General features: G+C 66.6%; 33 protein-coding genes. 15 read left to right on the top strand and 18 right to left on the bottom strand.

All coding sequences use genetic code 11. The features are described 5' to 3' along the window. Positions 1-55: 55 nt before the first annotated feature. Together IP78_RS12725 and rpmF are read right to left on the bottom strand one after the other, a co-directional pair. Positions 56-649: a hypothetical protein gene (locus IP78_RS12725; RefSeq protein WP_156320402.1), complete on the bottom strand. Its 594-nt coding sequence runs from the start codon at positions 647-649 to the stop codon at positions 56-58. A 93-nt stretch (positions 650-742) separates the two neighbouring features. Then, a complete protein-coding gene (rpmF, locus tag IP78_RS12720; RefSeq protein WP_029416334.1) occupies positions 743-925 on the bottom strand; it encodes a 50S ribosomal protein L32 in 183 nt (60 codons plus the stop codon). 208 nt (positions 926-1,133) lie between these two features. Between rpmF and IP78_RS12715 the strand changes: the two genes are divergently transcribed. After that, positions 1,134-1,526, top strand: coding sequence for a thioredoxin family protein (locus IP78_RS12715; RefSeq protein ID WP_054112051.1), 393 nt, complete (start codon positions 1,134-1,136; stop codon positions 1,524-1,526). 6 nt (positions 1,527-1,532) lie between these two features. Further along, positions 1,533-2,261 (top strand): cytochrome c biogenesis CcdA family protein, encoded by a 729-nt coding sequence (locus IP78_RS12710; RefSeq protein ID WP_054112050.1) that lies wholly within the window; start codon positions 1,533-1,535, stop codon positions 2,259-2,261. Here the strand turns inward: IP78_RS12710 and IP78_RS12705 are convergent. From IP78_RS12705 to IP78_RS15325, 6 genes are all read right to left on the bottom strand, one after another. Then, complete coding sequence (locus tag IP78_RS12705; protein WP_054112049.1) at positions 2,245-2,772, bottom strand: GNAT family N-acetyltransferase; 528 nt, start codon at positions 2,770-2,772, stop codon at positions 2,245-2,247. The genes IP78_RS12710 and IP78_RS12705 overlap by 17 nt on opposite strands. Continuing rightward, positions 2,769-3,299: a GNAT family N-acetyltransferase gene (locus IP78_RS12700; protein ID WP_054112048.1), complete on the bottom strand. Its 531-nt coding sequence runs from the start codon at positions 3,297-3,299 to the stop codon at positions 2,769-2,771. The genes IP78_RS12705 and IP78_RS12700 overlap by 4 nt, the downstream gene beginning before the upstream one ends. Further along, positions 3,292-4,404, bottom strand: coding sequence for an NAD(P)/FAD-dependent oxidoreductase (locus IP78_RS12695; protein WP_054112047.1), 1,113 nt, complete (start codon positions 4,402-4,404; stop codon positions 3,292-3,294). The genes IP78_RS12700 and IP78_RS12695 overlap by 8 nt, the downstream gene beginning before the upstream one ends. Next, complete coding sequence (locus tag IP78_RS12690; protein ID WP_054112046.1) at positions 4,401-4,856, bottom strand: type II toxin-antitoxin system RatA family toxin; 456 nt, start codon at positions 4,854-4,856, stop codon at positions 4,401-4,403. Before IP78_RS12690 ends, IP78_RS12695 begins: the two co-directional genes overlap by 4 nt. 7 nt (positions 4,857-4,863) lie before the next feature. Further along, entirely contained in the window at positions 4,864-5,823 is a 960-nt protein-coding gene (gene lipA, locus IP78_RS12685) for a lipoyl synthase (RefSeq protein ID WP_054112045.1), read from the bottom strand. Positions 5,824-5,963: 140 nt separating this feature from the next. Then, positions 5,964-6,563 (bottom strand): hypothetical protein, encoded by a 600-nt coding sequence (locus tag IP78_RS15325; protein ID WP_156320401.1) that lies wholly within the window; start codon positions 6,561-6,563, stop codon positions 5,964-5,966. 66 nt (positions 6,564-6,629) lie between these two features. Between IP78_RS15325 and IP78_RS12680 the strand changes: the two genes are divergently transcribed. Then, positions 6,630-7,577, top strand: coding sequence for an IS1595 family transposase (locus IP78_RS12680; protein ID WP_054112044.1), 948 nt, complete (start codon positions 6,630-6,632; stop codon positions 7,575-7,577). Between the two features lie 16 nt (positions 7,578-7,593). On the opposite strand, the gene IP78_RS12675 is transcribed toward IP78_RS12680, so the two are convergent. After that, entirely contained in the window at positions 7,594-8,499 is a 906-nt protein-coding gene (locus IP78_RS12675; protein ID WP_054112043.1) for a DNA adenine methylase, read from the bottom strand. Positions 8,500-8,570: 71 nt separating this feature from the next. Continuing rightward, positions 8,571-9,851, bottom strand: a complete 1,281-nt coding sequence (locus IP78_RS12670; RefSeq protein WP_054112042.1) for a hypothetical protein — start codon at positions 9,849-9,851, stop codon at positions 8,571-8,573. Positions 9,852-9,917: 66 nt separating this feature from the next. On the opposite strand from IP78_RS12670, the gene IP78_RS12665 reads away from it, so the two are divergent. From IP78_RS12665 to IP78_RS12655, 3 genes are all read left to right on the top strand, one after another. Next, positions 9,918-10,100, top strand: a complete 183-nt coding sequence (locus IP78_RS12665) for a hypothetical protein (RefSeq protein WP_054112041.1) — start codon at positions 9,918-9,920, stop codon at positions 10,098-10,100. Positions 10,101-10,361: 261 nt separating this feature from the next. Beyond that, entirely contained in the window at positions 10,362-11,918 is a 1,557-nt protein-coding gene (locus IP78_RS12660) for an AMP-binding protein (RefSeq protein ID WP_054112040.1), read from the top strand. Between the two features lie 75 nt (positions 11,919-11,993). Beyond that, on the top strand, positions 11,994-12,389 hold the full coding sequence (locus tag IP78_RS12655) for a DoxX family protein (RefSeq protein ID WP_054112039.1): 396 nt from the start codon (positions 11,994-11,996) through the stop codon (positions 12,387-12,389). Positions 12,390-12,393: 4 nt separating this feature from the next. Here the strand turns inward: IP78_RS12655 and ygiD are convergent, their stop codons facing one another. From ygiD to IP78_RS12635, 4 genes are read right to left on the bottom strand one after another with little or no spacing between them, the layout of a single operon-like run. Continuing rightward, positions 12,394-13,149: a 4,5-DOPA dioxygenase extradiol gene (gene ygiD, locus IP78_RS12650; RefSeq protein WP_082385056.1), complete on the bottom strand. Its 756-nt coding sequence runs from the start codon at positions 13,147-13,149 to the stop codon at positions 12,394-12,396. Positions 13,150-13,154: 5 nt separating this feature from the next. Further along, on the bottom strand, positions 13,155-13,757 hold the full coding sequence (wrbA, locus tag IP78_RS12645) for an NAD(P)H:quinone oxidoreductase (protein ID WP_054112038.1): 603 nt from the start codon (positions 13,755-13,757) through the stop codon (positions 13,155-13,157). 51 nt (positions 13,758-13,808) lie between these two features. Next, positions 13,809-14,303: a hypothetical protein gene (locus tag IP78_RS12640; protein ID WP_054112037.1), complete on the bottom strand. Its 495-nt coding sequence runs from the start codon at positions 14,301-14,303 to the stop codon at positions 13,809-13,811. Next, a complete protein-coding gene (locus IP78_RS12635) occupies positions 14,300-15,241 on the bottom strand; it encodes a D-alanyl-D-alanine carboxypeptidase family protein (RefSeq protein WP_231681010.1) in 942 nt (313 codons plus the stop codon). Before IP78_RS12635 ends, IP78_RS12640 begins: the two co-directional genes overlap by 4 nt. 32 nt (positions 15,242-15,273) lie before the next feature. Between IP78_RS12635 and IP78_RS12630 the strand changes: the two genes are divergently transcribed. From IP78_RS12630 to IP78_RS12620, 3 genes are all read left to right on the top strand, one after another. Then, on the top strand, positions 15,274-16,698 hold the full coding sequence (locus IP78_RS12630; RefSeq protein WP_082385053.1) for an MFS transporter: 1,425 nt from the start codon (positions 15,274-15,276) through the stop codon (positions 16,696-16,698). Further along, a complete protein-coding gene (gene mazG, locus IP78_RS12625; RefSeq protein WP_054112035.1) occupies positions 16,695-17,501 on the top strand; it encodes a nucleoside triphosphate pyrophosphohydrolase in 807 nt (268 codons plus the stop codon). Before IP78_RS12630 ends, mazG begins: the two co-directional genes overlap by 4 nt. 147 nt (positions 17,502-17,648) lie before the next feature. Continuing rightward, the gene (locus IP78_RS12620; RefSeq protein WP_054112034.1) at positions 17,649-18,440 is read left to right on the top strand and encodes an aminotransferase class IV; all 792 of its coding nucleotides are present in this window, start codon (positions 17,649-17,651) and stop codon (positions 18,438-18,440) included. Here IP78_RS12620 and panD read toward each other — a convergent pair. Continuing rightward, the gene (gene panD / locus IP78_RS12615; RefSeq protein ID WP_054112033.1) at positions 18,437-18,793 is read right to left on the bottom strand and encodes an aspartate 1-decarboxylase; all 357 of its coding nucleotides are present in this window, start codon (positions 18,791-18,793) and stop codon (positions 18,437-18,439) included. The two genes, IP78_RS12620 and panD, sit on opposite strands and share 4 nt — an antisense overlap. 112 nt (positions 18,794-18,905) lie before the next feature. Continuing rightward, the gene (locus IP78_RS12610) at positions 18,906-19,610 is read right to left on the bottom strand and encodes a hypothetical protein (RefSeq protein WP_054112032.1); all 705 of its coding nucleotides are present in this window, start codon (positions 19,608-19,610) and stop codon (positions 18,906-18,908) included. Positions 19,611-19,724: 114 nt separating this feature from the next. Between IP78_RS12610 and IP78_RS12605 the strand changes: the two genes are divergently transcribed. The 5 genes from IP78_RS12605 to IP78_RS12585 all read left to right on the top strand — a co-directional run bounded on the left by IP78_RS12605 (position 19,725) and on the right by IP78_RS12585 (position 23,436). Beyond that, positions 19,725-21,251, top strand: coding sequence for an ATP-binding protein (locus IP78_RS12605; RefSeq protein ID WP_054112031.1), 1,527 nt, complete (start codon positions 19,725-19,727; stop codon positions 21,249-21,251). Beyond that, on the top strand, positions 21,248-21,673 hold the full coding sequence (locus IP78_RS12600) for a response regulator (RefSeq protein ID WP_231681009.1): 426 nt from the start codon (positions 21,248-21,250) through the stop codon (positions 21,671-21,673). Before IP78_RS12605 ends, IP78_RS12600 begins: the two co-directional genes overlap by 4 nt. After that, positions 21,670-22,716: a sensor histidine kinase gene (locus IP78_RS12595; RefSeq protein WP_054112030.1), complete on the top strand. Its 1,047-nt coding sequence runs from the start codon at positions 21,670-21,672 to the stop codon at positions 22,714-22,716. The genes IP78_RS12600 and IP78_RS12595 overlap by 4 nt, the downstream gene beginning before the upstream one ends. After that, the gene (locus IP78_RS12590; RefSeq protein ID WP_054112029.1) at positions 22,713-23,156 is read left to right on the top strand and encodes an NUDIX domain-containing protein; all 444 of its coding nucleotides are present in this window, start codon (positions 22,713-22,715) and stop codon (positions 23,154-23,156) included. The genes IP78_RS12595 and IP78_RS12590 overlap by 4 nt, the downstream gene beginning before the upstream one ends. A 94-nt stretch (positions 23,157-23,250) precedes the next feature. Next, the gene (locus IP78_RS12585) at positions 23,251-23,436 is read left to right on the top strand and encodes a CsbD family protein (protein WP_054112028.1); all 186 of its coding nucleotides are present in this window, start codon (positions 23,251-23,253) and stop codon (positions 23,434-23,436) included. 77 nt (positions 23,437-23,513) lie between these two features. On the opposite strand, the gene IP78_RS12580 is transcribed toward IP78_RS12585, so the two are convergent. Together IP78_RS12580 and folE are read right to left on the bottom strand one after the other, a co-directional pair. Beyond that, on the bottom strand, positions 23,514-23,957 hold the full coding sequence (locus IP78_RS12580) for a biopolymer transporter ExbD (RefSeq protein WP_054112027.1): 444 nt from the start codon (positions 23,955-23,957) through the stop codon (positions 23,514-23,516). Positions 23,958-24,101: 144 nt separating this feature from the next. Further along, complete coding sequence (gene folE / locus IP78_RS12575) at positions 24,102-24,719, bottom strand: GTP cyclohydrolase I FolE (RefSeq protein ID WP_054112026.1); 618 nt, start codon at positions 24,717-24,719, stop codon at positions 24,102-24,104. Between the two features lie 154 nt (positions 24,720-24,873). Here folE and cysS point away from each other — a divergent pair, with 154 nt between their 5' ends. Next, on the top strand, positions 24,874-26,283 hold the full coding sequence (gene cysS / locus IP78_RS12570; protein ID WP_054112025.1) for a cysteine--tRNA ligase: 1,410 nt from the start codon (positions 24,874-24,876) through the stop codon (positions 26,281-26,283). Positions 26,284-26,342: the final 59 nt, after the last annotated feature.

Raw genomic sequence — 26,342 nt, 5'->3', positions numbered from 1 at the left:
CGGGCGGGTTTAGCCCGGCACCCGCCGAACGCCAACCTTCAGGCGGCCGTCGCGATCACCCGCAGCCCTCGACCAGCTGGATGGTGGGACCGCCCGCCATCACGGTCGCGACCTTGCCATCGCCGCCGACATTGTAGCGTGTGCCCCGCGCTGTCAGGTCCTCGATATAAGCGCCAGACGTATCGCCGTTCGACCAGACCATGATCTCCTCGGCCGGTGGGGGATCGTACTTGGCAGGCGCTACCGTAGCCGCAGCGCCGTAGTCCGCCTTGATGGCCGCGCCGTCGTCACCGGGGCCAAAGCCGCGATCGGTCTTCAGCGTCGAAAAGCGATCGAGAATGATGTGACGGACCTCGCCGCCGTTCAGAAAGGCCTTCACGCCCGGAGGGGCGTCGGCGAACTCCACGATCTGACAGGCCATGACGTCAGTCGGCTGAACGCGCAGTCCACCCCAGACGGTGGCGAGTTGGGGGACCATCATCCCGATTCGCAGAGGCCCGAGGCCCTCAGGCGTCAGGACATTCGCCTCCGCCGTCACCGTCGCGGCCGGGGCCGCCGCATCGGTCCTGTCGGCACCCGCAGGGGCCTCGGCCTGCTGACAGGCGGCGAGCGCCATGACCACGCAAGAACTCAGGGCAAGCATACGCATCTTCGGACCCTCCCTTGGTGAAGGGGCATGAACGCACGAAAACGGCGCGCGAGAAACCCGCGCGCCGTCCAATAGCTTCGATCAGGCTGAAGCCTAGTCTTCCTTGGGCGTCAGGACCTGGCGGCCGCGGTAGGTGCCGGTCTTGAGGTCGATGTGGTGCGAGCGGCGCAGCTCGCCCGTGTCCTTGTCCTCGGTGTAGGGGTTGGTCCCCAGGGCGTCGTGGGCGCGGCGCATGTTGCGACGCGAGGGCGATACTTTGCGCTTGGGAACGGCCATGTCCGTCTCGATCTCAGGGTCGGGCGCTGGGAGCAGCGCGAAAAACGAAAAGCGGCGGCCCAAGGGATGAGCCGCCAGCGAGCGCGGGCTTATGCCGGATCATCCCGGTGATTTCAAGGCCCGACGCTGATTGTGGCGGACGACCCGTAACGAAGCAGAGCCATTCGCCGAAGACAGCCTTGTTCCCCACTCCGTCTGGATGATCCCAATGCTCCGTCGCACCGTTCTCGCCCTGGCCGTCGCGGCCGGAACCCTCGTTGCCTCGGCGGGTGCCGCCATGGCCCAGCACGTCCCCTTCACCCGCGCCGCCTTCGAGGCCGCCCAGGCTGCGGGCAAGCCCATCCTAGTCGACATCTACGCCCCCTGGTGCCCGGTCTGCCGCGCCCAGGAGCCGATCCTCGAATCGCTGCAGGCCCAGCCCGCGAACGCCGAGCTCGTGGTGTTCCGCGTGGACTACGACAATCAGCGCGACGTGGTCCGCAGCTTCCGCGCCCAGCGCCAGAGCACGCTGATCGCCTATCGCGGCGCGACCGAGACCGGCCGGTCAGTCGGCGACACCAATGCCGCGAGCCTCGCCCGCCTGGTCGCCTCGACCCGGTAAGGCCCGATGATCGCGAGCCTCGGTGCCCTGGCCATCGCCTTCGTGGCGGGGGTCCTGACCATCCTCAGCCCCTGCGTCCTGCCGCTGGTGCCTATCGTGCTGGGCGGCGCCCAGTCCGAGGGGCGCTGGGGGCCGGTGGCGCTGGGGCTGGGTCTGGCGACCAGCTTCACCGTCGTCGGGCTGTTCGTGGCCACGATCGGCTTTTCGATCGGGCTGGACGGCGACCTGTTCCGCCGGATCGGGGGTGCTTTGCTGGTCGGGATCGGCGTGATCCTGCTGGTTCCGGCCGCCCAGGTGCGGCTGGCGGCGGCGGGCGGTCCCCTGGCCACCTGGGCCGACGGCGGCATGCGGAAGCTGGACGGTCGTGGCCCCTGGGGTCAGTTGGGCCTCGGCGCCTTGATGGGTCTGGTCTGGGCGCCGTGCGTGGGTCCCACGCTGGGCGCGGCCTCGCTCCTGGCGGCGCAGGGCGAGGATCTGGGGCGCGTCGCCCTGACCATGCTGATCTTCGGCGTTGGAGCGGCCACGCCCCTGGTGCTGATCGGTCTGATGTCGCGTCAGGCGATCGCCCGGCTGCGGAGTCGCATGCTCGCGGCGGGGTCAGCGGGGAAATACGTCCTGGGCGGCCTGATGGTGCTGATCGGGGTGATGATCCTGCTGGGGCTCGACAAGTCGATCGAAACGGCTCTGGTCCAGTCGTCGCCCGCCTGGCTGACGGAACTCACGACCCGCTATTGAGGCGGCCCGTCCAGGCGACGCGATCCAGGGCGTAGTAGAGACTGTCCTTCAATTCGCCGCCGATGTTCCAGGTGCGCTCGGCCGAGCCCGTGCGGGCGAAGCCGAGCCGCTCAAGCAAGCGAATGGAGGCCGTGTTTTCCGGATCGACGTCGGCAGTGACGATGTCAGTCAGACCCTCGGCGAAGACGTGGTCGATGGCCGCGCGGACCGCCTCTTGCGCCAGACCCTGGCCCCAGGCGTCGGGGTGGAGGATATAGCCGACGTCCGGCAGCCTCCAGAACCCAGCCTTGCCGATGGCGCGGCCGTTCCACTCGATGATGAAGTCGGGAGCGCCGGCGGCGTTTCCGGCCATCATGGCCTCGACCCAGGCGCGGGTCTGGTCGAGTGTCTCGTGAGGCAGGGACGACCACCAGCGCATGGCGAGGGGATCAGAGAAGATGACGTGGAGAGGCTCTGCGTCGTCCGGGCGCGCGTGGCGCAGGACCAGGCGCTCGGTGCGGATCTCGGTCACGCCAGCGGCTTTTCGAGGATGACGAAGTGGAGGTCATCGCGCCGGGGCAGGCCGAAGCGTTCGTCGCCATAGGGAAACGGCGCAGTCTCGCCGGTCAGGACGTAGCCAAGCCTCTGGTACCATGCGATCAGGCTGTCGCGCTGCGGGAAGACCTGGATACGGATGCGCGTTGAGCCGTGCTGGGCCGCCAAACGCCGCTCTGCAGCCTCGACCATCCGGCGGCCCAGCCCCGCCGCTTGCTGCTCCGGACTGACGGAGAGCATGCCGAAGTAGCCCACGCCGCCCGTCAACCGTTGATACTTGACGCAGGCGACTGCCTCCTCGCCGCGCCAGCCGACAAGCAGGCCCTGATCCTCAGCGGCGATGATGTCGGCGAGTTCCTCGGGGTCGGTGCGCTGACCGTCCAGCAGATCGGCCTCGGTCGTCCAGCCGACGCGGGAGGCTTCGCCGCGATAGGCGCTCTCGATCAGGGCATACAGCGCGGGGATGTCGGCCGGGACAGCGTCGCGGATGTCGAGGTCAGTCATGGCCAAGCTTGTCGGCGACCGCCTCGCCGATCGCAAGGGAGCTGGTCAGGCCGGGGCTTTCGATGCCGAACAGGGCGATCAGGCCGGCCAAGCCGTGGACCTCGGGGCCGTCCAGCTGGAAGTCGGGCTGGGGCTCGCCAGGTCCGTGCAGCTTGGGGCGGATGCCGGCGTAGTCGGGGGTCAGGGCGCCGTCGGGCAGGTCCGGCCAGAAGCGGCGGATGTACTGGGCGAACTCCACGGCCTTGGCCGGATCGACGGTGTAGTCCTCGCTGTCGACATAGGTCAGGTCGGGGCCGAACACGGCCTGGCCGCCCAGGTCCTTGCGATAGTGGGTGCCGAGCGCGCCGGGGATCGGCGGCGGATAGATCAGCCGCTCGAACGGGGCCTTGCCGGTCAGGCGGAAGTAGACGCCCTTGCCGAGATGGCGCGCCGGAATGCGGTCGGCGGGGAAGCCCTCGACGCGGGCGGCGACACCTTGCGCCTCCAGCCCCGGCGCGGTGACGAGGAGGCGGGTGGTCAGGGTCGCGCCCCCCTCCCCGCCCGCGGTGATGCGGAAACCGCCGCCCGGCAGGGGCTCGGCGCGCTCGAACGGCGTGGCGATGACGACCGAGCCGCCCGCGTCCTCGATCTCGCCCTGGAGCGCCAGCATGTAGTCGTGGCTGGCGAAGACGCCGCTCTCGGGCGACAGGATGGCGGCGTGGGCGTTCAGTCCCGGCTCCAGCGCGCGGGCCTGGGCGCCGGTCAGGTGCTCCAGCCCCTCGACCTCGTTGTCGGTGGCTTGCTGGAAGATGGCCTCGATGCGCTCGACCTCGGCGTCCTCGGTGGCCACCACCAGCTTGCCGCAGCGGCGATAGTCGATCTTGTGGCTGTCGAGATAGGCGTAGAGCGCCCGGCGGCCCTGAACGCAGAACCGGGCCTTCAACGAGCCCGTCGGATAGTAGAGGCCGGCGTGGATGACCTCGGAGTTGCGGCTGGAGACGCCCTGGCCGATGTGGCCTTCCTTCTCCAGCACCAGGACGGTCAGACCCCGCTTCGCCAGAGCGCGACCGCAGGCGAGACCGACGGCCCCCGCCCCCACGACCGTGGCGTCGAAGTCGAAGCTCATCCACCCGATCCGTAGCGCCGCTTCGCCTCGGCCTCGAAGCTGCTGATCAGGGCCGAGACCGCGCGGTCGAAGTTGGCCTGGAGCGCGGCGTTCAGCAGCGGCGAGCGGAAGGCGAAGTCGATGACGAACTCCAGCCGGGTGCCCTCGGGCACGGCGTGGAAGTCCCAGCGGTTCTTCAGGTGCCGGAACGGGCCGCGCAGTAGGCCGACCTCGACGGACGGGGCGTTCGCATCATGGCGTACCCAGGTCGAGAAGCGCTCCTTCAGGAAGGAGAAACCCACGGCGGCCTCGGCATCGAACACGCGCACGCCCGGCGCTTCCTCGCGGCGGTTCCAGACGCGCATGGCCGTGACCCACTTCACGAAGCGGGGATAGGCCTCCACGTCCGCCACCAGCTCGGCGAGCTGATGCGGCGCATAGGGCAGGATGCGGGTGACGCGGTGGACGGCCAAGCGGAGGTCAGCGTCCTGTGGCGAGCCGCGCCGCCTTCAGCCGGGCGAAGTCGTCGCCGGCGTGGTGCGACGAGCGGGTCAGGGGCGAGGACGACACCATCAGGAAGCCCTTCGCGCGGGCGATGGCCTCATAGGCCTTGAACTCCTCGGGCGTGACGAAGCGTTCGATGGCGGCGTGCTTGCGGGTGGGCTGGAGGTACTGGCCGATGGTGATGAAGTCGACGTTCGCCGAGCGCATGTCGTCCATCACCTGCATGACCTCCTCCTTGGTCTCGCCCAGGCCGACCATGATGCCGGACTTGGTGAACTGGTTGGGGTCGCGCTCCTTGACCATCTGCAGCAGCCGCAGAGAGTGGAAGTAGCGGGCGCCGGGGCGGATCTTCAGATACAGCCGCGGCACGGTCTCCAGGTTGTGGTTGAAGACGTCAGGCTTCGCGTCGATCATCACCTCGGCCGCGCCGTCCTTGCGCAGGAAGTCGGGCGTCAGGATCTCGATGGTGGTGGCCGGAGCCTGGCGGCGGATCTCGCGCACCACCTCGGCGAAGTGGGCGGCGCCGCCGTCATGCACGTCGTCGCGGTCGACCGAGGTGATGACGACGTGGTTCAGACCCAGCTGCGCCACGGCCAGCCCGACCTTGGCGGGCTCTTCGGGGTCCAGCGGCTGGGGCAGGCCCGTCTTGACGTTGCAGAAGGCGCAGGCCCGCGTGCAGGTGTCGCCCATTATCATCAGGGTCGCGTGCTTCTGGCTCCAGCACTCGCCGATGTTGGGGCAGGCCGCCTCTTCGCAGACGGTGTGAAGGCCCTTGTCCTTCACGATGGCCTTGGTGGCGTTGTACTGGCCCGAGCCGGGCGCCTTGACCCTCAGCCAATCAGGCTTTCGCAGCACCGCTGTCTCGGGCCGGTTGGCCTTCTCGGGATGGCGCAGCTCGGAAGGCTTTCGCGTCAGGGTGTCGATGACGGTGACCATCGAGGCGGTCCGGGCTCCAGTCGGGCGGAAACCCGGTATGTCGTCGTTCGGAGCGGCGAAGGCAAGTCACGGGGTGTGACGGCGCGTGAAGCGGACGTGTGGTGGACGAGGCCAGCGTCGGACCTGGGTCGGCAGCGGTCCTACGCCATCTCTGCTGCGAGCCATTCGGTCAGGTTCGTCCAAGGCCCACACTCCGCAGGAGCGTCCGGGCTACCATTGCCCCTTCCCGCGATGCCGCCTCCAGGATCCATAAAGTAGCCGACCTGGCCGGAATCGCCGACGTTGCGCGAAGCGATGAGGGTATCCGTCAGGTCGGACGAACCGTAACGAGCCCGCCAGTAGCGACCACTCGCAATGTCCAGAGGTGCCCGGCGAGACCTGTCGAGCAGAGGCGGGTTCGCTGCCATCGTCGGAGGAACACCATAGAGATTGATCTCGAACAGGACGCCTCCGTTTAAGTGCCGAAGCAGTTCAACGAGGGGGTCAGACAGCCTGAAGTCATACAGTTTCTCGTAGGTCGCAAGGGTTTCGACGGGTAACGGTTCGAACAGAACGATATCGTAGGCCTGAGAGCCAATGTCTGGACGAGGACCGGCCAACAAAGGACCACCGTTACCGCCTTCGACCCAAACTCCCGAACTAGCGAGTGCCAGCACAGCGTCCTTGATTGGGCGCAGGCTTGGAGGCAGCAGGGCAAGACGCGCCTCAATCTGCTCCGGGGCTAGCGGTACCTTTTCCATTGGCGATTATATACTTTGCAAACACGGTGAAATCGGCTATACAGATTCCATAAGGAATCCAACGTTATGTCCGTTCTTAGCCGCCCCTACTTCCACGACGAACAGGCCGCCTTCACCTTCGTTGAGGCGATCGTCTGGCCGAACGGTCCCGTCTGCCCGCACTGCGGATGCTCTGGTCGCATCACGGCTATCAAGCCGAATCCTGAGAAGCGCATCCGCTTCGGCCTGAAGCGCTGCGGCGACTGCAAGGGCCAGTTCACCGTGCGCATGGGTACGATCTTCGAAGAGTCCAAGCTGCCCCTGACCAAGTGGCTGCAAGCGATCTTCCTGATGACCGCCAGCAAGAAGGGCGTCAGCGCTCACCAGCTGCACCGCACGCTGGAGACCACCTACAAGACCGCGTGGTTCCTGGCCCATCGCATCCGCGAGGCCATGCGCTCTGGTGAGCTTGCTCCGTTTGGTTCTACCGGCGGTGCCGTGGAAGTGGACGAGACCTACATCGGTCGCGAGCCTGGCAAGCCGGTGAAGCGCGCCTTCCACCACAAGATCAAGGTGCTGACCCTCGTTGACCGCGCGAGCGGCCAAGCCCGGTCCATGGTCGTGGACAACATCCGTCCCGCGACCCTCGCCCCGATCATCATGGACAACCTCGCCCGCGAGGCGCGCCTGATGACGGACGAAGCCGGTCACTACCTCCACGTTGGCCGCGAGTTTGCCGAGCATGGCGTGGTCCGCCATGGCCGCGACAAATACGTGAACCCGGAAGACCGGACGATCCACACCAACACGATTGAAGGCTACTTCAGCATCTTCAAGCGCGGCATGAAGGGTGTCTATCAGCACGCCTCCAAGCGCCACATGCACCGCTATCTGGCCGAGTTTGACTTCCGCTACAGCAACCGCGCCGCCCTTGGCGTGGATGATACCGAGCGGGCCGAAATCGTGCTCAAGGGCGTGGTTGGCAAGCGGCTGACGTACCGCAGGCCTGACCTCGCGGCCGAAGCCACCGCCTAACGGGAAGTATAGAGGCTCACGCTGGAAGCCCAAGCGGTAGCGCCGCAGCCCGGTACTGAGGGCGGTTCACCTGACCGCCTCGGGTCTCACCCGGGACGCGGAGCCTCTTGGAGACGACCAGCAATTCAGCGCCGACTCGCTTTTCGTTCAGAGAGTAGTTGATGCCGAAAGCGTACTGACGCCGGTCGCGGTAGAGGCGGCGAATGTCGGGAACATCGTCGTAGGTGACGACCCAAGGAAGCTCGATCTTGAGCACCTTGGCGGCAAGCTTGGCGTGGTCGTCCGGCTTGTAGAAGTTCGTGTAGAGTTCCGGCCCCTTCTTGAAGTAGGGGGGGTCGATGAACATGAGCGTGTTGGCCGGAAGCGTGGCCTCGCAGTGGTCGAGGAAGGCCAGCGCATCGGACCTCGAAAGGTGGATTCGGTCGGCGTAGCGCGAGACGCGCCTAATCCGGCGCGACAGGTCTTCACGGTTGAAGCGGCAATCGATCAGGTAGTTTCCGGTCTGGTTCAGGCCGCCGATGATGCCGCCGCTGCCTATCACCCCCGACCGGTTCGTGCGGTTGAGAAAGAAGGCCGAGAAGCCTAACGCCAGAGGATCGTTCAGATCCCCGGTCTTGTTGATCGCCCGCTGACGATGCCACTCCTCGACGGTCACGGGCGTCTTCTCGACAAGTTCGACCAGGGCGTCAGTCTCTGTAAGCGCGCAGTGCCAGAACGACCAGATGGCCGGGTCAATGTCGTTGATATGAATGTCCGCAACGAAGCCGCCGTAGAGCAGCGAGAGCGCAAGGCCGCATCCGCCGGCGTAGGGTTCGGCGTAGTGGCCGCGCTCTAGCCCGTTCAGCCGAAGCGTCGTGGAGACAAGGTCCAGCATGGACGTCTTGCCGCCCGGATACCGCAGTGGTGAAGCTCCTCGCGCCATGCCGTAACCCCTTGTCCTACTGAGATTTCAAGGAGTTCTACCAAGTCGGATTCCGCTCGGCCAGAACTTTCTCAGGGCTTGCTGGCCGCGTCCTCAATGCACTTCAGGATCACCGCCTTCAGGGTGATCATGTCGTTGTTTAGCTGGTCGGCGTTGAAGGTCGCGGCGACGGGGTCGTGCTTGGTGACATTGCCGTATTCCGACACACGGGTCAGCGCATGTCGGACGCCCGGCATCGCCCCTTGGGTCACGCCATACTGGCCAAGCCGGCTCTTGCTCATGAAGTCGAGGAAGCTGGTCTGACCGTTGCGGCCAGCGCAGGCCGTTAGCGTCTCGAAGAACGACCAAACACCGACGCAAACCAGCGGCGTATGGTGTTCAAGCTCAACAGTGCAGATGGAGTGATAGAGACTCTCCAGCTTGTAGTTTCCATAGCCCTTCAGTGCCGAGGCGATCTCGTCGGCATACTGGATGTGCCGCAGCTTTTCCGGTTTGCGAGGGTGCTTGCGGCCGGCCCTGGTCTTCTTCTGCTCCCCCTCGTTGGGCGCACTCAGGGATTCCGGCTCGATCCGTGTGGCGCTCACGCCGGGCAGCGAGCCCAGCGGGCGGGCGTACTTGATGATGTCCGGCTTGTTCATCCGCGAGTTGACGTCTTCTCCCTTGACCAGATCGCGGATGAAGCGACGGGCGATGGTCTCGAACTCGGCCTTTGGTCGAGTCCGGGCCAAGTCCTCCGGGTTGGCTTGGTCCAGCCCCATCGCTTCGCGGAAGACGTCAATGCCCAAGAAGCGCTGGACGGTGGTCAGTTTCCCCTTCCTATCCTCGGCCGAGATCAGCCCGGCCGCTTCGGCATAGTCGAGGAACGATTGGGCGACCTTGTTCTTGTTGCTGCCGCTGTATCGCTGCTTCTGCTCAGCATTCCAGGGCTTCCGCCCACGCCCATCATCCGCACCGTTGTGCATCCTCTCCAACCAAGGGCGTACCTCTTCCTCGTCGTCGAAGACGACCGCAGCGAACGTCTTTGGCGGCGTCCGCTGCTTGGCAAGGTCTGTGAATCCCTTGCGGAGTCGCGCGGGCGCTCGATCTGGGTCGGCCAGTAGCTTTAACGCGCACAGACGCCGGTTTCCCTCGGCCATCGTGTAAGCGTCCTTCTGCCCCTTGATCGGGATGAGGGCGACGCGCTCAAGAGGATTTAGGCCTACTCGCGTAATATCTCGCGCAAGCGTCCAAACGTCTTCCTTCTCACAGAGATATTCGATGACCTCGTCTTCGGTCGCCAACTCGGTATGGCGCGGGTTCTTCAGGTCGAGGAAGATGCGCCCGATCGAAACTGGGTCAGCCAGAATACGCATCGGTCATGGTCTCTTTGCAGTGCCGAGCGTATAAGCCCCCTAGCTCGGCCGACAGGAGCCTGAGATTTGACCGACAAACCGCAGGTTGACAAGTTCAAGGAACTCGCTCGCCACCTCGACGCTGACGAGGACGAGGCCGCGTTCGAAGGCGCTCTGAAGAAGATCGTTCACACGCCGAAGCTCCCCGACGATGACGCCGCTGCAAAGGCGGGCGGCGCGCGACTGCCCCGGAACTGGCGCGAGGACTAGGCGCGCACCGCGTCGTCTCGTTTGCAAAGTATATAATCGCCTTTCCATTCCATAAGATTCCCTGGCCTTTACGACGTTCGTTCTGGGCGAAATGCAAATGTCCGCAACAGGTCGGGACGAGAAGTCGCCAAACGGCATGGCTGTCGACGCCGCACCCAAACCTCACCCTGCGTAACGCATCTTTTCAGCGCCGCGCCGCTTAACTAGGTTGCGCGCCCTGACAGCGAGGGGGCGGCGACAGTCCCCCGGAGGAGACGCGTATTGTTCCGTCCTGGCCTTGACCCCGCCGCGGGTGAAGAATCCCTGTTCGACGCCCTCGTGGCCGCTCGCGCCAAGTATGGCGACAAGGAGATCGTCGAGGATCAGGACCGGAAGCCCCTGACCTACACCGGCCTGATCCGGGCGGCCTTCGTCCTAGGGCGAAAGATCGCGGCGATGACCCAGCCCAAGGAGCGGGTCGCGATCCTGTTGCCGTCGTCGATGGGGGTGGTGGTCACCTTCTTCGGCCTGCACGCCTTCGGCCGCGTGCCGGTGATGCTGAACTTCACCGCCGGAGAGCTGAACCTGAAGGCGGCGATCAAGGCGGTGGGGGTCAAGCGCATCCTGTCGGCCAAGCGCTTCGTCGACCAGGCCAAGATCGACGACCTGATCGAGGTGCTGTCGAAAGAGGCCGAGATCGTCTGGCTGGACGACGTGCGGGCCTCCATCGGCCTGCCGGACAAGCTGTTCGGCCTGATGGCGGGGCTGATGCCGGGTCAGTTCCGGACGAAGACCCTGCCGAGCGATCCCGGCGTGATCCTGTTCACCTCCGGCAGCTTCGGCGCGCCCAAGGGGGTGGTGCTGACGCAGAAGAACCTGGTCGCCAACGCGCGGCAGGTGGCGACGCATATTCCACTCGATCCGAACTGGGTGATGTTCAATCCCCTGCCGACCTTCCACTGCTTCGGCCTGACGGGCGGGGTCGTGCTACCTTTGTTGAACGGGCTGAAGGCGTTCCAGTACCCCTCCCCGCTGCACGCCAAACAGATCGTGTCGCTGCTGGCGGAGGTGAAGGCGTCGATCCTGTTCGCCACCGACACCTTCCTGAACCAGTGGGCGCGCGTGGCCTCGCCCGACGACTTCCGCACCCTGCAGTTCGTCGTCGGCGGGGCCGAGAAGGTGCGCGACGAGACCCATCACCTGTTCAACACCAAGTTCGGCGGGGTGAAGCTGCTGGAAGGCTATGGCGCGACCGAGGCCGCGCCGGTCGTGGCGGTGAACCATCCCGACCGCAACCGCCCCGGCACCGTCGGCCAGCTGCTGCCCGGCATGGAGGCGCGCATCGAGCCGGTCGAGGGCATCACCGAGGGCGGGCGGCTGTATCTGCGCGGACCCAACGTGATGGCGGGATACATGTCGGCGGACGATCCGGACCGGGTCGAGCCCCTGCCCGACGGCTGGCACGACACCGGCGACATCGTCGACATCGACGAGGAAGGCTACATCGCCATCCTCGGCCGCGTGAAGCGCTTCGCCAAGATCGGCGGGGAGATGGTGTCCCTCTCGGCCGTCGAGGGCCTGGTCGCCGCCGTCTATCCGGAGGCGCGCCATGCCGTCGTGGCCGTTTCGGATTCCAAGAAGGGCGAGAAGCTGGTGCTCGTCACCGACCGGGGCGACGCGGACATTACCCGCCTGACGGAATGGGCCCGCGAGCACGGCGCGCCGGAACTGGCGATCCCGAAGAAGATCGTGCGGGTCGGCGAGCTGCCCGTGCTGGGGACCGGCAAGACCGACTATGTGGCGATCCAGACCCTGGTCGAGATGGACAAGGCGGCATGATCGACCGGTTCAAGCGTGGCCGCTTGATCTGAAACTAATACTGTTTCAGTATGCGGTTCCAACAAGGAGGTCACCATGTTCGAGTCGTTTGAGCGTCATCGCCCGCTGGCCCTTTCAGGCCTCCGGATCGTTTCCGGCCTGATGTTCCTGCAGCACGGAACGCAGAAGATCTTCAGCTTCCCGGCGCCCGCGCGCGGGCCCTTCGAGATCGCCAGCCAGATCGGCATCGGCGGGGTGCTGGAGCTGATCGGCGGAGTCCTGCTGATCCTGGGCCTCTTCACCCGGCCGGTCGCCTTCCTGATGTCGGGCATGATGGCCGTGGCCTACTTCCAGTTCCACGCCCTGACGGGCGGTCTCTATCCGCTGGTCAACGGCGGCGAGCTGGCGGCGCTGTACTGCTGGGTCTTCCTCTACATCTTCTTCGCCGGGCCGGGGTCGGTCGCGGTCGATGCGCTGCTGAAGAAAAAGTAGGCGCTCAGCCGATCCGGACGCCCGTCATCGAGATCGAGCCGCCCTCGATGACATCGTTGAAGAAGCTAACGTCGTCGCCCGGTTCGGCCTGGGCGGCGACGTAGAGCAGCGGCAGGAAGTGTTCGTCGGTGGGCACGCTCAGCTGGGCGTCCTCGGCCAGACCGACCCAGTCGATCAGGGCGTCATGGTCGCCGCGCATGAGCGCCGCCTTGACCGCGTCATTGAAGGCGACGGCCCAGCCGTAGGCCTCGCCGCCGTCGCGTTTCCAGGTCCGGAGATTGTGGACGAAGTCGCCGCTGCCGGCGATGACCACGCCCTCGTCGCGCAAAGGCTTCAGCCGTCGGGCCAACTCGAAATGGCCGCGCGCGTCCAGCCGCCGGTCCAGCGACAGCTGCACGATGGGCACGTCCGCCTCGGGCCAGACATGGGCCAGCACCGACCAGGTCCCGTGATCCAGGCCCCAGCTGTCGGTCTGGACCGCCCCGGTCAGCTCGGCCACGCGCCGCGCCAGCGCAGGAGACCCCAGCGCCGGATACTGCATGGCGTGCAGCTCCGGCCCGAAGTTCCCGAAGTCATGGAGGGTCGGCGGCCGCTCCTGAGCGGTGACGCCGAGCCCTTGAGTCTCCCAGTGGGCGGAGACCATGACCACGCCGGCGGGTTTGCCCAGGTCCTCGCCCACTCGCCGCCAGCCCTCCGCATGAGGGCCGCCCAGCGCGTTCAGGGGCGAGCCATGACCGAAGAAGACCGCCGGCTGGCGCATGGCCTTTACGCCTTCAGCTTCTTCGCCAGCTGGGCCACGTATTCACCCTGGTGACGGGCGCCGGCCAGTTCATTGGCGCTGGGCTGGCGCGAGCCGTCGCCGCCGGTGATGGTCGTCGCGCCATAGGGCGAGCCGCCCGAGATCTCCTCCAGCGTCATCTGGCCCTGGAAAGCGTAGGGCAGGCCCGCGACCACCATGCCGTGGTGCAGCAGGGTCTGGATCAGGCCGATCAGCGTGGTCTCATTGCCCCCATGCTGCGTCGCCGAGGAGGTGAAGGCCGCGCCGACCTTGCCCACCAGCTTGCCCTGGAACCAGACGCCGCCCGTCTGGTCCCAAAAGTTGCGCATTTGGGCCGCCGCCGTGCCGAAGCGGGTGCCCGCGCCGACGATGATGGCGTCGTAGTTCTCGAGCTCGTTGACGTCGGCGATCGGAGCGGCCTGATCCAGCTTATAGCCCGACTTCTTGGCCAGCTCTTCCGGCACGGTCTCGACCACGCGCTTGACGTCGACTTCCACGCCCTCGACGGAGCGCGCGCCCTCCGCGACGGCGTAGGCCATCTGCTCGATGTGGCCGTAAGTCGAATGATAGAGAACCAGCACCTTGGTCATGGGTCGCTCCTGTCGAAGGGTCATTGTTCTGCAACAACTGCAGTAGCGGATTTAGCGTGCTCTGCTGCGGGCGCAAGACCCCTGCGCCGATTTCGATGCGCCGAGCGGACAAACTGACGCGAAGTGCTCGTGGGCGCTCGGCACGCCCTGCCCTCGGCGGGCGCGGAAGCGGTGCTCGACCGTCATGGCCTGCTGCTCGATGTTCAACGCCTCCCAGCCGCAGGGCGCGTCGGGATAGCGATAGGCGCGCGGTCCGTCGCCGGCGCGGAACTTTCCGGTCAGGAGGTTGACGCCCGATTGGGCCTGCCACACGTGGACCATCTCGTGGATCAGCACCGCCTGGAGCGACAGGGGCGCGACTGCGAAGTCGTCCGGCAGGCCCCTCCCCGGCCAGCAGATCCAGCTGCGTCCGAACGCTTGGCCCGGCACGAAGGCGCGATGGAGCGGCCAGGGCATGGCGGCGAGGAGCACTTCGTCGAGGCGTACGGCGTCGCCAAACTCCTTGCGGATCAGGCGGCGTTCGCCTTCGGTGAGCGGGCGGATCACTCCGAGATCAGGGTCTGGCCGTTCGGGTCGACCCACTCCCAGTGCCAGGGCTCATACAGATAGGGCACGAAACCGAAGCGGCCGGCGTTCTTCACAAGCCAGCGGTAGGTCGCGCCCTGGCTCATGTGCTGGCGGCTGGCGACCGAGGTGTTGTCGACGCCGAAGTCGAACAGCTGGCCGACGTAGAGGTCGACCGCCGTGCCTGTGCGATGGGCCGAGCAGACGGCGCGGCGCAGGCCGTCGCAGTTGCCCTGGGCGGCGCAGCGGGCGGCGTCGGCCTCCGGGTCGCGGAAGCCGGAGAAGATCTGCAGCAGCTCGCGATCGGCGTTGATCTCCGGGACCTCGGCGCGGGCGGCGGCGACCATGCGGCGGTAGGCGTCGAGCACATCACGGCGCAGCAGCCGGGTCAGGCGATCGGCGTGTTCCTCCTCGGCGACGAGATAGCCGAGCAGGCGGATCGGCGGCGGATTAGGGCATTCGTCGCGCAGGCGGGCCTGGATAAAGGGGCGGCGTTCCTGCAGCACGCCCTTCAGCACCTCGAAGGTCGCGGCGTCGAACACGCCCGTGGCGGTCAGACCGTAGCGGGCCTGGAACCGCGACAGGGCCTCGGCGAAGTCCGGGGAACCGGCCTGGCAGTCGGTGCCGAGCTCCTTCTGTAGCAGGGGAACGTAGGTCACCCAGCCCCACTCGGCCGGGCCGAAGGGTGCCCATTCCATCGTGTAGACCGAGATGGCGTTGGCCAGGCCTGCGCCCGCGAAGGCGCGTTCATGGACGTCGCACTGGGGCGTCCAGGCCCCTTGCGCGTCGGCGCGGCCCGGCGTGAGCCAGACCAGGACCGTCGCCACGATGATCGCGAGCATCCCCAACCGCATGGCCGTCAGGAAGCCCCAGCCGCGTGGCGCGATCAAGGCCTCTCGCGCGCCCGGCAAGTCTGGCATGGTGAGGCCCCTGCCCGACTCGCGGACCCCGCATGACCGACGCCGCCCTGCCTGCGCCCGCCGCTCCCCGCCGCTCGAACGCCACGCTCGCGGCCTTCGCGGCCAGTTGCCTGCCCTATGCGGCGCTAGGCCTGCCCGTCTATGTGACCCTGCCGGAATTTTATGCCAGCTATGTGGGCGTCGATCTGGCGGTGGTCGGGATCGTCTTCCTGGCCATCCGCATGGCCGACATCGTCATCGATCCCGCGCTGGGCATGGTCATCGACCGGACGAACAGTCGGTTTGGCCGCTACCGGCTGTGGATGGGGCTGGCCGCGCCGGTGCTGATGCTGGCGGTCGGCATGCTGTTCATGGCCCGACCGGGCGCGGGTGCGGCCCATCTGACCCTGTGGCTGGTGGTGTTGTCGCTGGGGTTCTCGGTCAGCCTGTTGTCGCAGGTCAGCTGGGCCTCGGCCCTGTCGTCCGACTACAATCAGCGGTCTCGCATCTACGGCTGGTGGCAGACGGCGAACATCGTCGGCGTGCTGGCGGTGCTGATGGTACCCGTAATCGTCCAAAACATGGGCTGGGGCGATTATGCGCGGGCGGTGCAGTGGCAGGGGTGGTTCATCATCATCGCCCTGCCCATCGCCCTGGCCGTGACCTTCGCCTTCACGCCCGAGCCGCCGCCGGGACCGGCCGCCGAGGCCGAGAGCCGGTTCGCCTATCTGGCCCTGTTCAGGAAGCCCGTAATCCAGCGGTTGCTGGGCGCGGACCTGGCGCTCGGCGTCGCGCGCGGCGTGGTGGGGGCGCTGTTCTTCTACTTCTTCGAGGCGGCGCGGGGGTTCGAGCGGGCCGAGACCTCGATCCTGCTGCTGGTCTATTTCGTCTTCGGCCTGTTCGGGGCCCCGGCCTGGAGCTGGCTGGCGGTGCGGCTGGGCAAGCATACGGCCCTGATCTGGGCCTGCGTCTATTTCGCCGTCACCCTGATGCTGGCCGCCTTCCTGGCCCCGATGCTGGTCGGGCCGACTGAAGCCGCGCTTGAGGGCCTGACCGGAGCCCCCGCCCCCTATGCCGACCTGCTGCTGGCCGGGGCGATGGTGGCCCTGGTCGGACTGGCCTTCGCCTCGGGCGACCTGCTGCTCAGGGCCATGATGGCCGACGTCGGTGATCAGGTACGGCTGGAAGACGGGGCGGACCGGACCGGCCTGCTGTTCTCGATCCTGACGGCGACGTCCAAGCTGGGCTATGCTGTCTCGGTCCTGACCTTCACGGGGCTGCAGTTCGCTGGGTTCGATCCGGGGCTGGGCGGCGACAACTCAGGGCCCGCGCTGATGTGGCTGCAGATCATGTTCGCCGGCCTGCCCGCCCTTTGCCTGTTACTGGCGGCACTCGCCCTGCGCCGTTATCCACTGGACCGGGGACGCCACGCCGAGATCCACGCCGCGCTTGAGGCGCGTGACGGAGCCTCGGCATGACCCCCGTCGAACGGCTTAAGGACATCATGGTCCGGTTGCGCGACCCGAACGGCGGCTGTCCGTGGGACGTGGAGCAGACCTTCGCCACCATCGCCCCCTACACCATCGAGGAGGCCTATGAGGTCGCCGACGCCATCGAGCGGGGCGACATGGCCGAGCTGAAGGGCGAGCTGGGCGACCTCCTGTTCCAGGTGATCTTCCACGCCCGCATGGCCGAGGAACAGGGGCTGTTCGCCTTCGACGACGTGGCCGAGGCCATGTCGGACAAGCTGATCCGGCGGCATCCACACGTCTTCGGCGAGGAGGAGGCGCAGATCAGCGGCCCCGCCCAGAAGCTGCGCTGGGAGGACATCAAGGCGGCGGAGCGGGCGGCCAAGGCCCAGACCGGGGTTCTGGATGATGTACCCGTGGGCCTGCCGGCGCTCCACCGGGCGGCGAAGCTAACCAAGCGGGCGGCACGGGTCGGGTTCGACTGGCCCTCCACCGACGAGGTCTTCGACAAGCTGGACGAGGAGGTCGCCGAGCTGAGGGCCGAGATCGCGGCGGGCGACCTGGACAAGGCGCGGGACGAGATGGGCGACCTGCTGTTCGTCATGGCCAACCTGGCGCGCAAGCTGGGGGTGGAGCCGGAGGACGCGCTGAGGGGAGCCAACGCCAAGTTCGTGCGGCGGTTCGCCTTCATCGAGGCGGAACTGGCGAAGGATGGGCGGACGCCGGAGCAGAGCGACCTGGCCGAGATGGACCGGCTGTGGGATGCGGCGAAGGCGCATGAACGATCCCTCTCCCAGCGGGAGAGGGCTTGAGCGCCCGAGAGCCGTCAGGCGATCGGACTTGCGCGAAAGGGTGAGGGGTTCCGCCCTCGCCAGTTCGCACTGTACGCTCTCACCCTTTCGGCTTGCGGATAGCTCCGCTCTCCGAGCCTCAAGCCCTCTCCCCTCGGGACAGGGAGCATGACTCTTCTGATCGACGGCCTTCCGCCGACCGCTGATGATCTGACTTACTTCGCCACGACGAACTACGGGGCCTACACCTCGTTCCGTGTGGAGGCGGGCGGCGTGCGCGGGCTGGACCTGCATTTGGCCCGCTTGGACGCCTCCGCGAAGGCCCTCTTCGGTGACACGGTTCCAGAGGACGATCTCAGCCGTTTCATGTGCGCCGCGCTGGGCGATAGGACCGACGCCTGGCTCCGGGTCGGTCTGTTTTCACCGGACATCTGGGCGAGGACGCCTGACGGAGTCGTGCGGCCCCGTGTGCTCACGACCGTCAGCCCGCCGCCCCCGCCGCTGGCCAACCACCTGCGCCTTCAGACACAAACCCACACGCGCCTTCTGCCCGAGCACAAGCACACCGCGACGATCGAGGCGATCCATGCCCGGCGCATGGCCCGACAGGCGGGGTTCGACGACGCCTTCTACGTCGACCGCGACGGGCTGATTTCGGAAGGCAGCCTCTGGAACATCGGCTTCCTGGCCGGGGACACCGTGGTGTGGCCCCAGGCGCCCATGCTGGCCGGGGTGGCTCAGGCGCTGATCCAGCAGGGCCTGGCGGGGCAGGGGATGTCGTCGGAGACCCGGCCGATCCGCGTGGACGACCTGACCGCCTTTGACGGTGCCTTCATCTGCAACAGCGCCACGCCCGCCTGCGCGGTCACGGCGATCGAGGACGTCGCGTTCCAGGTCGATGAAGCAAGGCTCAACCGCCTGCGCGCCGCTTGGGCCTCGGTGCCGCTTCAGCCGATCTAGGCGGCCTGCTTGATCCTGTTCCCGTCGTCCAGCAGGACGACGGTGGGCGACCACTGGCGGGCTTCCTCTGCCGGCAGCTGACCGTAGGTGACCACGATCACCTTGTCGTTCTTCTGGACCAGGCGGGCGGCCGCGCCGTTGACGCCGATGACCTTCGATCCGCGCGGCGCCTCGATGGCGTAGGTGGTGAAGCGCGCGCCATTGGTGATGTTCAGCACATCGACCTGCTCGTGCGGATAGATTCCGGCGGCGTCCAGCAGGTCGCCGTCGATGGCGATGGAACCCTCGTAGTCCAAGTCGGCCTGGGTCACCGTCGCGCGGTGCAGTTTGGCCTTCATCATCGTGACCAGCATGGGGAGTGCGGTCCAGTCGTGACGCGGGGCGATCGGCCCCCGCTCGCAGACGGCGGATATAGGGATTTCCGGCCCCGCCATCAATCGCGATGCTGCACCGCGTCAGACGCGGTCAGTTCACGCGGACCAGACCGCCCGCCGATCCGGCCATCGCCGCGGCGTTGGTGGGCCGGGCGATCAGGCCGGACTGGGTCATCCAGACCTCATAGGTCCCGCCGTCCACCATTGGCATATAGGCGCCTGAGCCATAGAGGGTGTCGACCGCGTCGACGTAGCGACGGTACTTGCGCGCCGTGTCCCACAGCGACAGCGACCAGGGCAGGCCGTCCGGATCGGCGTCGCTGGACAGGGCATGGACGCTGCGGGCGCCGGTGCGCTCCTGCTCGATGTTCTGATAGCGGCCCGACAGGCGATCCAGCCGATACTGGGCGTCGAGCCCGAGGACGTTGGCCCATGGCTTCCAGCGCAGGACCTGGGCCTCGACCCGCCATTCGTCGCCGTTGACCGGATAGACGGCCGTGCGCTCGGGTCGCTCCCCTTCGGCGGGCCGGGTGACGGTCACTTCGAAATATTGCGGGGCCAGTTGTCGCGTGGCCAGTGTCGCCACCGGGCGTTCATAGGTCAGACGATCATAGGTCTGGGCGTTCTGGCCCAGCAGCACCGCGACCGAGGCGGCCGCCAGCAGACCGGTGCCGGCTAGGCCGCCGAAGATGCCACTCAGGATGCGCCCCTTGAACAGGCCGATGAGGGCCAAGAGGACCCATATGGCTCCCAGCGCCGCGACAGCGGCCGGGACGATCCACCACCACCAGACCATACGCGCCTCCCGAAATGGCACAGCTGATTAACCCAATGCTTTCACTCTGCACAGGTTGCGCCGCTTACGGCCAAGCTGGACACGCGCTGGGCGACCGTTCAATCACGCCACCGAATGCGCGCCGCGATCCGTGATGTCCTCGCTCAGCTGAACCGGTTCGCCCTGGAGCGGACTCTCGGCCGCTCGATCGTGCTTGCGCTCATGGCGGCCTTGGTGGCCTTGCTGTTGGCCAACTTCAGTACCTTTGTCCTGGTGCAGCGCACGGCCCAGTTCAACGAGACGGTGGAGGCCCAGTGGCAGGCCAGGCGTTCGGGCCGCCTCGTCATTCTGAACCTGAAGGACGCCGAGACCGCCCATCGGGGCTATCTGCTGACTGGCCAGTCGGACTTTCTGCTGAGTTACCGGAGCGCCATCGCCGCCCACGAGAGCCTGCTGGAGCAGTTCCGCGCGCGCATCGCCACGGACGGCGAGGGCGCGGGCGACGCCGAGCTGGTGACGCGGTTGTCGCGCGAAAAGATCCTGGAAATGGATCGAACGCTGGAGCTTTATCGCCAAGGCCGGACCCTCGAGGCGGTCCAGGCCGTGCGCACTGGCGACGGGCAGCGGCTTATGCGCGAGCTGGATGCCGCTCTGGGCGACGTCGATCAGAGGATGGGTGGTGAGCTGGCTCGCGCGACGGCCCGCTCGGAAGGCTCCGCCGCGTTCACCAGCCTTGTGAACATGCTGGCGGGGATGCTGATCCTCATACTGGCCGGGATCGTCTTCCTGCTGGTCCGACGGTACTTCGAGGAACTGCGGGCCAAGCAGGCCGAGCTGGATCGTGTCAACGCCGGGCTGGAAGAGACCGTCCGCAACCGCACCGCCGCCCTCACGCGGGCGAATGAGGAGGTTCAGCGCTTCGCCTATATCGTCAGCCACGACCTGCGCTCGCCGTTGGTCAACGTCATGGGCTACACCGCTGAACTGGATCAGGCGGGCAAGACGCTGGAGGGGGCATTGTCCAGCGCCGAGGCGGAACGCACCGTCGATCCAGCGGTGGTCACCGCCATCCGCGAGGATATCCCTGAGGCTATCGGCTTCATCCGGGCCTCGACCGAGAAAATGGACCGGCTGATCAACGCCATCCTGAAGCTGTCGCGCGAGGGCCGCCGCAATCTGGTCCCCGAGATGCTGGACATCACCCAGATGGTCCGCCGCATCGCCGACAGCGTCGCCCATCAGCTGGACGAGGCCGAGGCCGAACTGATCGTCGCCAATCTGCCGGAGATGGAGAACGATCGCCTGTCCATCGAGCAGATCTTGGGCAATCTGATCGACAACGCCGTGAAGTATCTCGATCCGAAGCGGCCCGGCCGGATCGAGGTGCGGGGCCGCGACGTGCCGGGCGGCTGGGTTGAGTATGAGATCGCCGACAACGGGCGCGGCATCTCGGACAAGGACCACGAACGCATCTTCGAACTGTTCCGCCGTTCGGGACGACAGGATCGACCGGGCGAGGGGCTGGGTCTGGCCTTCGTCAGGAACAGCGTTCGTCGCCTGGGCGGCGAAATCACGGTTGAATCGACGCTTGGCGAAGGCTCGACTTTCCGCCTGAAATTTCCCAAACGCCTCATCCTCGACGAGGTCGGAGAAACCCTGTGAGCACACCCGTCAAGATACTGATGGTCGAGGACGACCACGGTCACGCCAAGCTGATCGAAAAGAACATCCGCCGGGCCAACATTTCCAACGAGATCGTCCACTTCGACGCGGGCCAGCCGGCGCTGGACTATCTGTTCTCCGAAGAGATCCTGGCCAATGGCCCGCTGCTGATCCTGCTGGATCTGAATCTGCCCGACATGCAGGGCACCGATATCCTGGCCGAGGTGAAGCGCGACGAGCGGCTCAAGCGCGCTCCGGTGGTGGTGCTGACCACCACCGACGACAAGACCGAGATCCAGCGCTGCTACGATCTGGGCTGCAACGTCTACATCACCAAGCCGGTGGACTATGAGAGCTTCGCCGCCGCCATCCGCCAGCTGGGCCTGTTCCTGTCGGTGATGCAGGCCCCGGAGATCGAATGACCGATTCCCGGCCGCCCATCCGGCTGCTCTACATCGACGACGACCGCGGCCTGTCGCGGCTCGTGCAGAAGGAGCTCGGCCGCCACGGCTATGAGGTGACGCTCGCGCCCGACGGCGACGCGGGGCTGGACGCACTGAACGGCGAGGCCGTCTTCGACATCATCGCGCTCGATCACTACATGCCCGGCCGCGACGGGCTGGATGTGCTGCCGTGCATCCTGGACCGGCCGTCGCCGCCGCCGGTCGTTTATGTGACCGGGGCCCAGGAAGGGCGAATCGCAGTCGCAGCGCTCCGGGCCGGGGCCGCCGACTACGTCATTAAGGACGTGTCCGAGGACTTCACCGCGCTCCTGCGTTCGGCGCTCGAGGATGCCCTGCTGCGTCGCCGTCTGGAGCGCGAGAATGAGGAGGCGCAGGAGCAGGTGCGGATCGCCCGGGATCGCGCCGAGGCCATGCTGCGCGAGGTCAATCACCGGGTCGGCAACTCGCTCCAGCTGGTGTCCAGCTTCATGTCACTGCAGCAGCGGCACCTGTCGGATGAGGGTGCCCGCGCCGCTCTGCGCGAGGCTCAGGCGCGGATCGAGGCGGTCGCCCATGTACACCGCCGACTCTACACGTCCGGCGACATGGAGCGTGTGGAACTGGACGCCTATCTGGAGGGCCTGGTCGAGGAACTCGGCAAGTCCGTGGGGCCTGAAGGCGCCGCTCCGAGCATCACGCTGAAGGCCCAGTCGATCTGGGTCTCGACCGATCAGGCGGTATCGCTGGGTGTCGTGGTAACCGAGCTGATCACCAACGCGGTCAAGTATGCCTATGCGCCAGGGCAGGGCGGCGAGATCCGCGTGATCCTGGAGCGCGACGCGGAAAGTCGACGCGCCATCCTGACTGTCGAGGATGACGGGCCGGGCTTGGGGGAGGGCACGCCGAAGGGCACGGGTCTGGGCGGCAAGATCATCACGGCCATGGCGTCGGGCCTGCGATCGGCCATCGAGTTCGATCAGGCACACACGGGTGTCCGTGCCCGACTGGCTTTCGACCTTTGACCCCGGCGCTCCAGTTCGGCCGGGCCGAGCCGGGCCTGCTCTATGTCGTTCGCCCGGCCGTCTTCGGTCTCGTGTTCCACGACGAGAAGCTGGCCTGCGTCCGCGTGACCCGCGACATGCCTTACCATGATCTGCCGGGTGGGGCGGTCGACGGTGCCGAGACCGAGGAACAGGCCCTCGTCCGCGAGTTCCTCGAGGAGACCGGCATGACCGTCGCTCCGGTCGAGCGCATCGTCGAGGCGGGCCAGTATTTCCGCAAGTCCGATGGGGAGCCGGTCAACAACATCGGCGGGGTCTGGATCGCACGGATGGTCGCCCTCGATCCGACTCGGAAGGTCGAGGATGACCATGAACTGGTCTGGCTTCATCCCCGAACGGCTCTCGCTGAACTGCGCCACGATGCCCACGCCTGGGCGGTCGCCGCCTGGCTGAGGCGGTGAGCTCAAGCGCCACCATACGGAACGGCTTGGCCTGAGGATCGCTCTCTTGGACGAAGCGCGACCAACCCGGTTTCGCCCAACGCAGGAGAGCATCATGGCTGATCATGACCGTATCGAAGGTTCCGCCAAGCAGGCCGAAGGTTCCATCAAGGAGGGCATCGGCAAGCTCACCGGCGACGAGAAGCTGAAAGCCGAGGGTCGCGCCGACAAGGTCGAGGGCAAGGTCCAGAACACCGTCGGTGGCATCAAGGACACCCTCAAGGGCGACGGCCGCCACTAGGCCGCGCCATCGCCGTCAAGAAAAAGGCCGCGTTCCTTCCGGGACGCGGCCTTTGTCGTTGGAATGGGTCGAAAGACCTATTCGATGTCTTCGTTCAAAAGGCCGACCTTGTAGAAGCCGTTCTCCTGCAGCTCGTTCATGACTTCCATGAAGGCGTTGTAGCGGACTTCTGGCTGAGCACGGACGAAGACACGCTCTTCCTGGCATCCCCGACCGGTCGGGTTGCCCACCGCGGCGCAGACGTCGCTGGACAGGGTTTCGATCGAGCTCTGGACATCCGCGATGAAGATCGAGCCCGTTTCCTGGATCGTGATGTACACCGGCTCCTGGGGCTCATCCGAGGTCGGTGGCGTGGCGGGCGGCAGGTCCAGCTTGATCGACACCGTGGCGAGCGGCGCGGCCACCATGAAGATGATCAGCAGCACCAGCATGATGTCGACGAACGGGGTGACGTTGATGTCGCTGTTCTGAGCGATCGTCTTCTTGCCGTCTCCACCGGGTCCCGAAAGCTTGGCGCCCATGTCTGGTCGTCTCCGTTTGGCCGCGCGCGAGCGCGAGCGTGTTCAAGGCTTCGGACGGTTCTTGGCGTCTGACGCCGGGCTTGTAAAGCGGTCTCCGGTCGAACCGGGTTCCCGCATTCGCACTTTTCGCCCGGCGCGCGAAGATCAGCCCTTGGCGAGCTTCAGGAACCGCTCGGTCAGGGCCGGATCGGTCTTGAAGGCGCCGGTGAAGCGCGTGGTGATCGTCGAGACGTGGCGGTGGTGCACGCCGCGGGTCGTCATGCACTGGTGCTCGGCGTCGATCAGCACGGCCACGCCGGCGGGAGCCAGATGGTCCTCGATCGACTGGGCGATCTGGTTGGTCAGGACTTCCTGGGTCTGCAGCCGCTTGGAGAAGATCTCCACCACGCGCGCGATCTTGGAGATGCCCACGACCTTCTCGGTCGGCATATAGGCGACGTAGGCCTTGCCCAGGAAGGGCGCCATGTGGTGTTCGCAATGGCTCTCGACCTCGATGTCGCGCAGCAGCACCATGTCGTCATAGCCCTGCACGTCCTCGAAGGTGCGGCTCAGCTCCTTGGCCGGATCGGCCTCATAGCCCTCGAACCATTCGGCATAGGCATCCACGACCCGCTTGGGGGTGTCCTTCAGGCCCTCGCGGTCCGGATCGTCGCCGGCCCAGGCCAACAGGGTGCGCACAGCCTTCAGGGCCTCCTCGCGCGAAGGTCTCAGAGACACGAGATCATTGCCGACCAGGACCGGCTTCGTGGCATGGGCGTCCATTGAAGATGTTCAGCGGCTCAGTTGCGCCGGGACGATGGCCCCGGATTGACGCGCGCCGCGCTCCCTTTTCCGTCGGGCGGCTGTTCGCCAGCCCATGACGGCTATATGGGACGACCCGCCCGTCCCGCAAGAAAACCCACGGCTCCGCTTCACAATGACGCTTTTCCTCTACGACACCCTCCGGCGCGAGAAGCGGGCTTTCGAGCCCCGCGATCCAAAGCGGGTGACGCTCTATGTCTGCGGGCCCACGGTTTATGACTTCGCCCACATCGGCAATGCGCGCCCGCCAGTGGTGTTCGACGTGCTGGTGCGGTTGCTCCGCCGGACCTATGGCTCCGACGCCGTGGTCTATGCCCGCAACGTCACCGACGTGGACGACAAGATCAACCAGAAGGCTGCGAAGGAGGGCGTGCCAATCGGCGAGGTCACGGCCCGGTACGAGGCCGCCTATCTGGCCGACATGGCGGCGCTGAATGTGTCGCCGCCCGACATCGCGCCGCACGTCACCGACCACATGGACGCCATCGTGCGTCAGATCGAGGCCATCGTCGCGGCCGGCAGCGCCTATGCCGCCGAGGGCCACGTCCTGTTCGACGTCTCCAGCTACCCCTCCTACGGCGCGCTGTCGGGGCGGAACCTGGACGACATGATCGCGGGCGCCCGGGTCGAGGTCGCGCCCTACAAGAAGAACCCCCACGACTTCGTCCTGTGGAAGCCGTCCAAGGCGGGCGAACCGTCCTGGCCGAGCCCGTGGGGCGAGGGGCGTCCCGGCTGGCACATCGAGTGCTCGGCCATGATCGAGCAGGTGCTGGGCCTGCCCATCGACATCCACGGCGGCGGCATCGACCTGGTGTTTCCGCACCACGAGAACGAGATCGCGCAAGGGGTGTGCGCCCACGGCCACGCCCATGCTGATCAGGCGCACGACGAATACGCCCGATACTGGATGCACAACGGCTTCCTGACGGTCGATGCCGAGAAGATGTCCAAGTCGATCGGCAACGTCCTGCTGCTGCACGATCTGGTGCAACACATGCCGGGCGAGGTGGTGCGGTGGGCGCTGCTGAGCGCTCACTATCGCCAGCCACTGGACTGGAACCAGAGCCTGCTGGATCAGTCGAGGAAGAACCTGGACCGGCTGTACGGGGCGCTGGGTCGGGCCAAGGGCGTAGCCGCCGAGCCGGGGGAGCCGCCTGCGGAGTTCCTGGCGGCCATTGAGGACGACCTGAATACCCCGGGTGCTATCGCCAGCCTGTTTGGCCTCTCCAGCGAGATCGAGCGGGGCATGACGGCGGGGGATCATGTCGCGGTCGCGGCGGCCAAGGCGGCCTTGCTGGGCGCGGCGGACGTTCTGGGCGTGCTGCAGTCCGATCCTGAAGCCTGGTTCTCGGGCGCCGCCGACGATGCGTTGAAGGCCGAGGTCGAGGCCCTGCTGGCCGAGCGGTTCACGGCGCGCACGGAGAAGAACTGGGCGGAGGCCGACCGCATCCGGGATCGGCTGACAGCGCTGAACGTCGTGGTCATGGATGGGCCGAACGGTGCGACCTGGCGGATGAAGGACTGAGAGATCGGGCACGCCTCATCGCTCTTCCGCTGTGAACGGGTGGGAGGGGCGGGCGGAGC

It is taken from the genome of Brevundimonas sp. AAP58 (assembly GCF_001295975.1).
Taxonomy (GTDB): Bacteria; Pseudomonadota; Alphaproteobacteria; order Caulobacterales; family Caulobacteraceae; genus Brevundimonas.
This window is presented reverse-complemented; position numbering and strand designations above follow the sequence as displayed.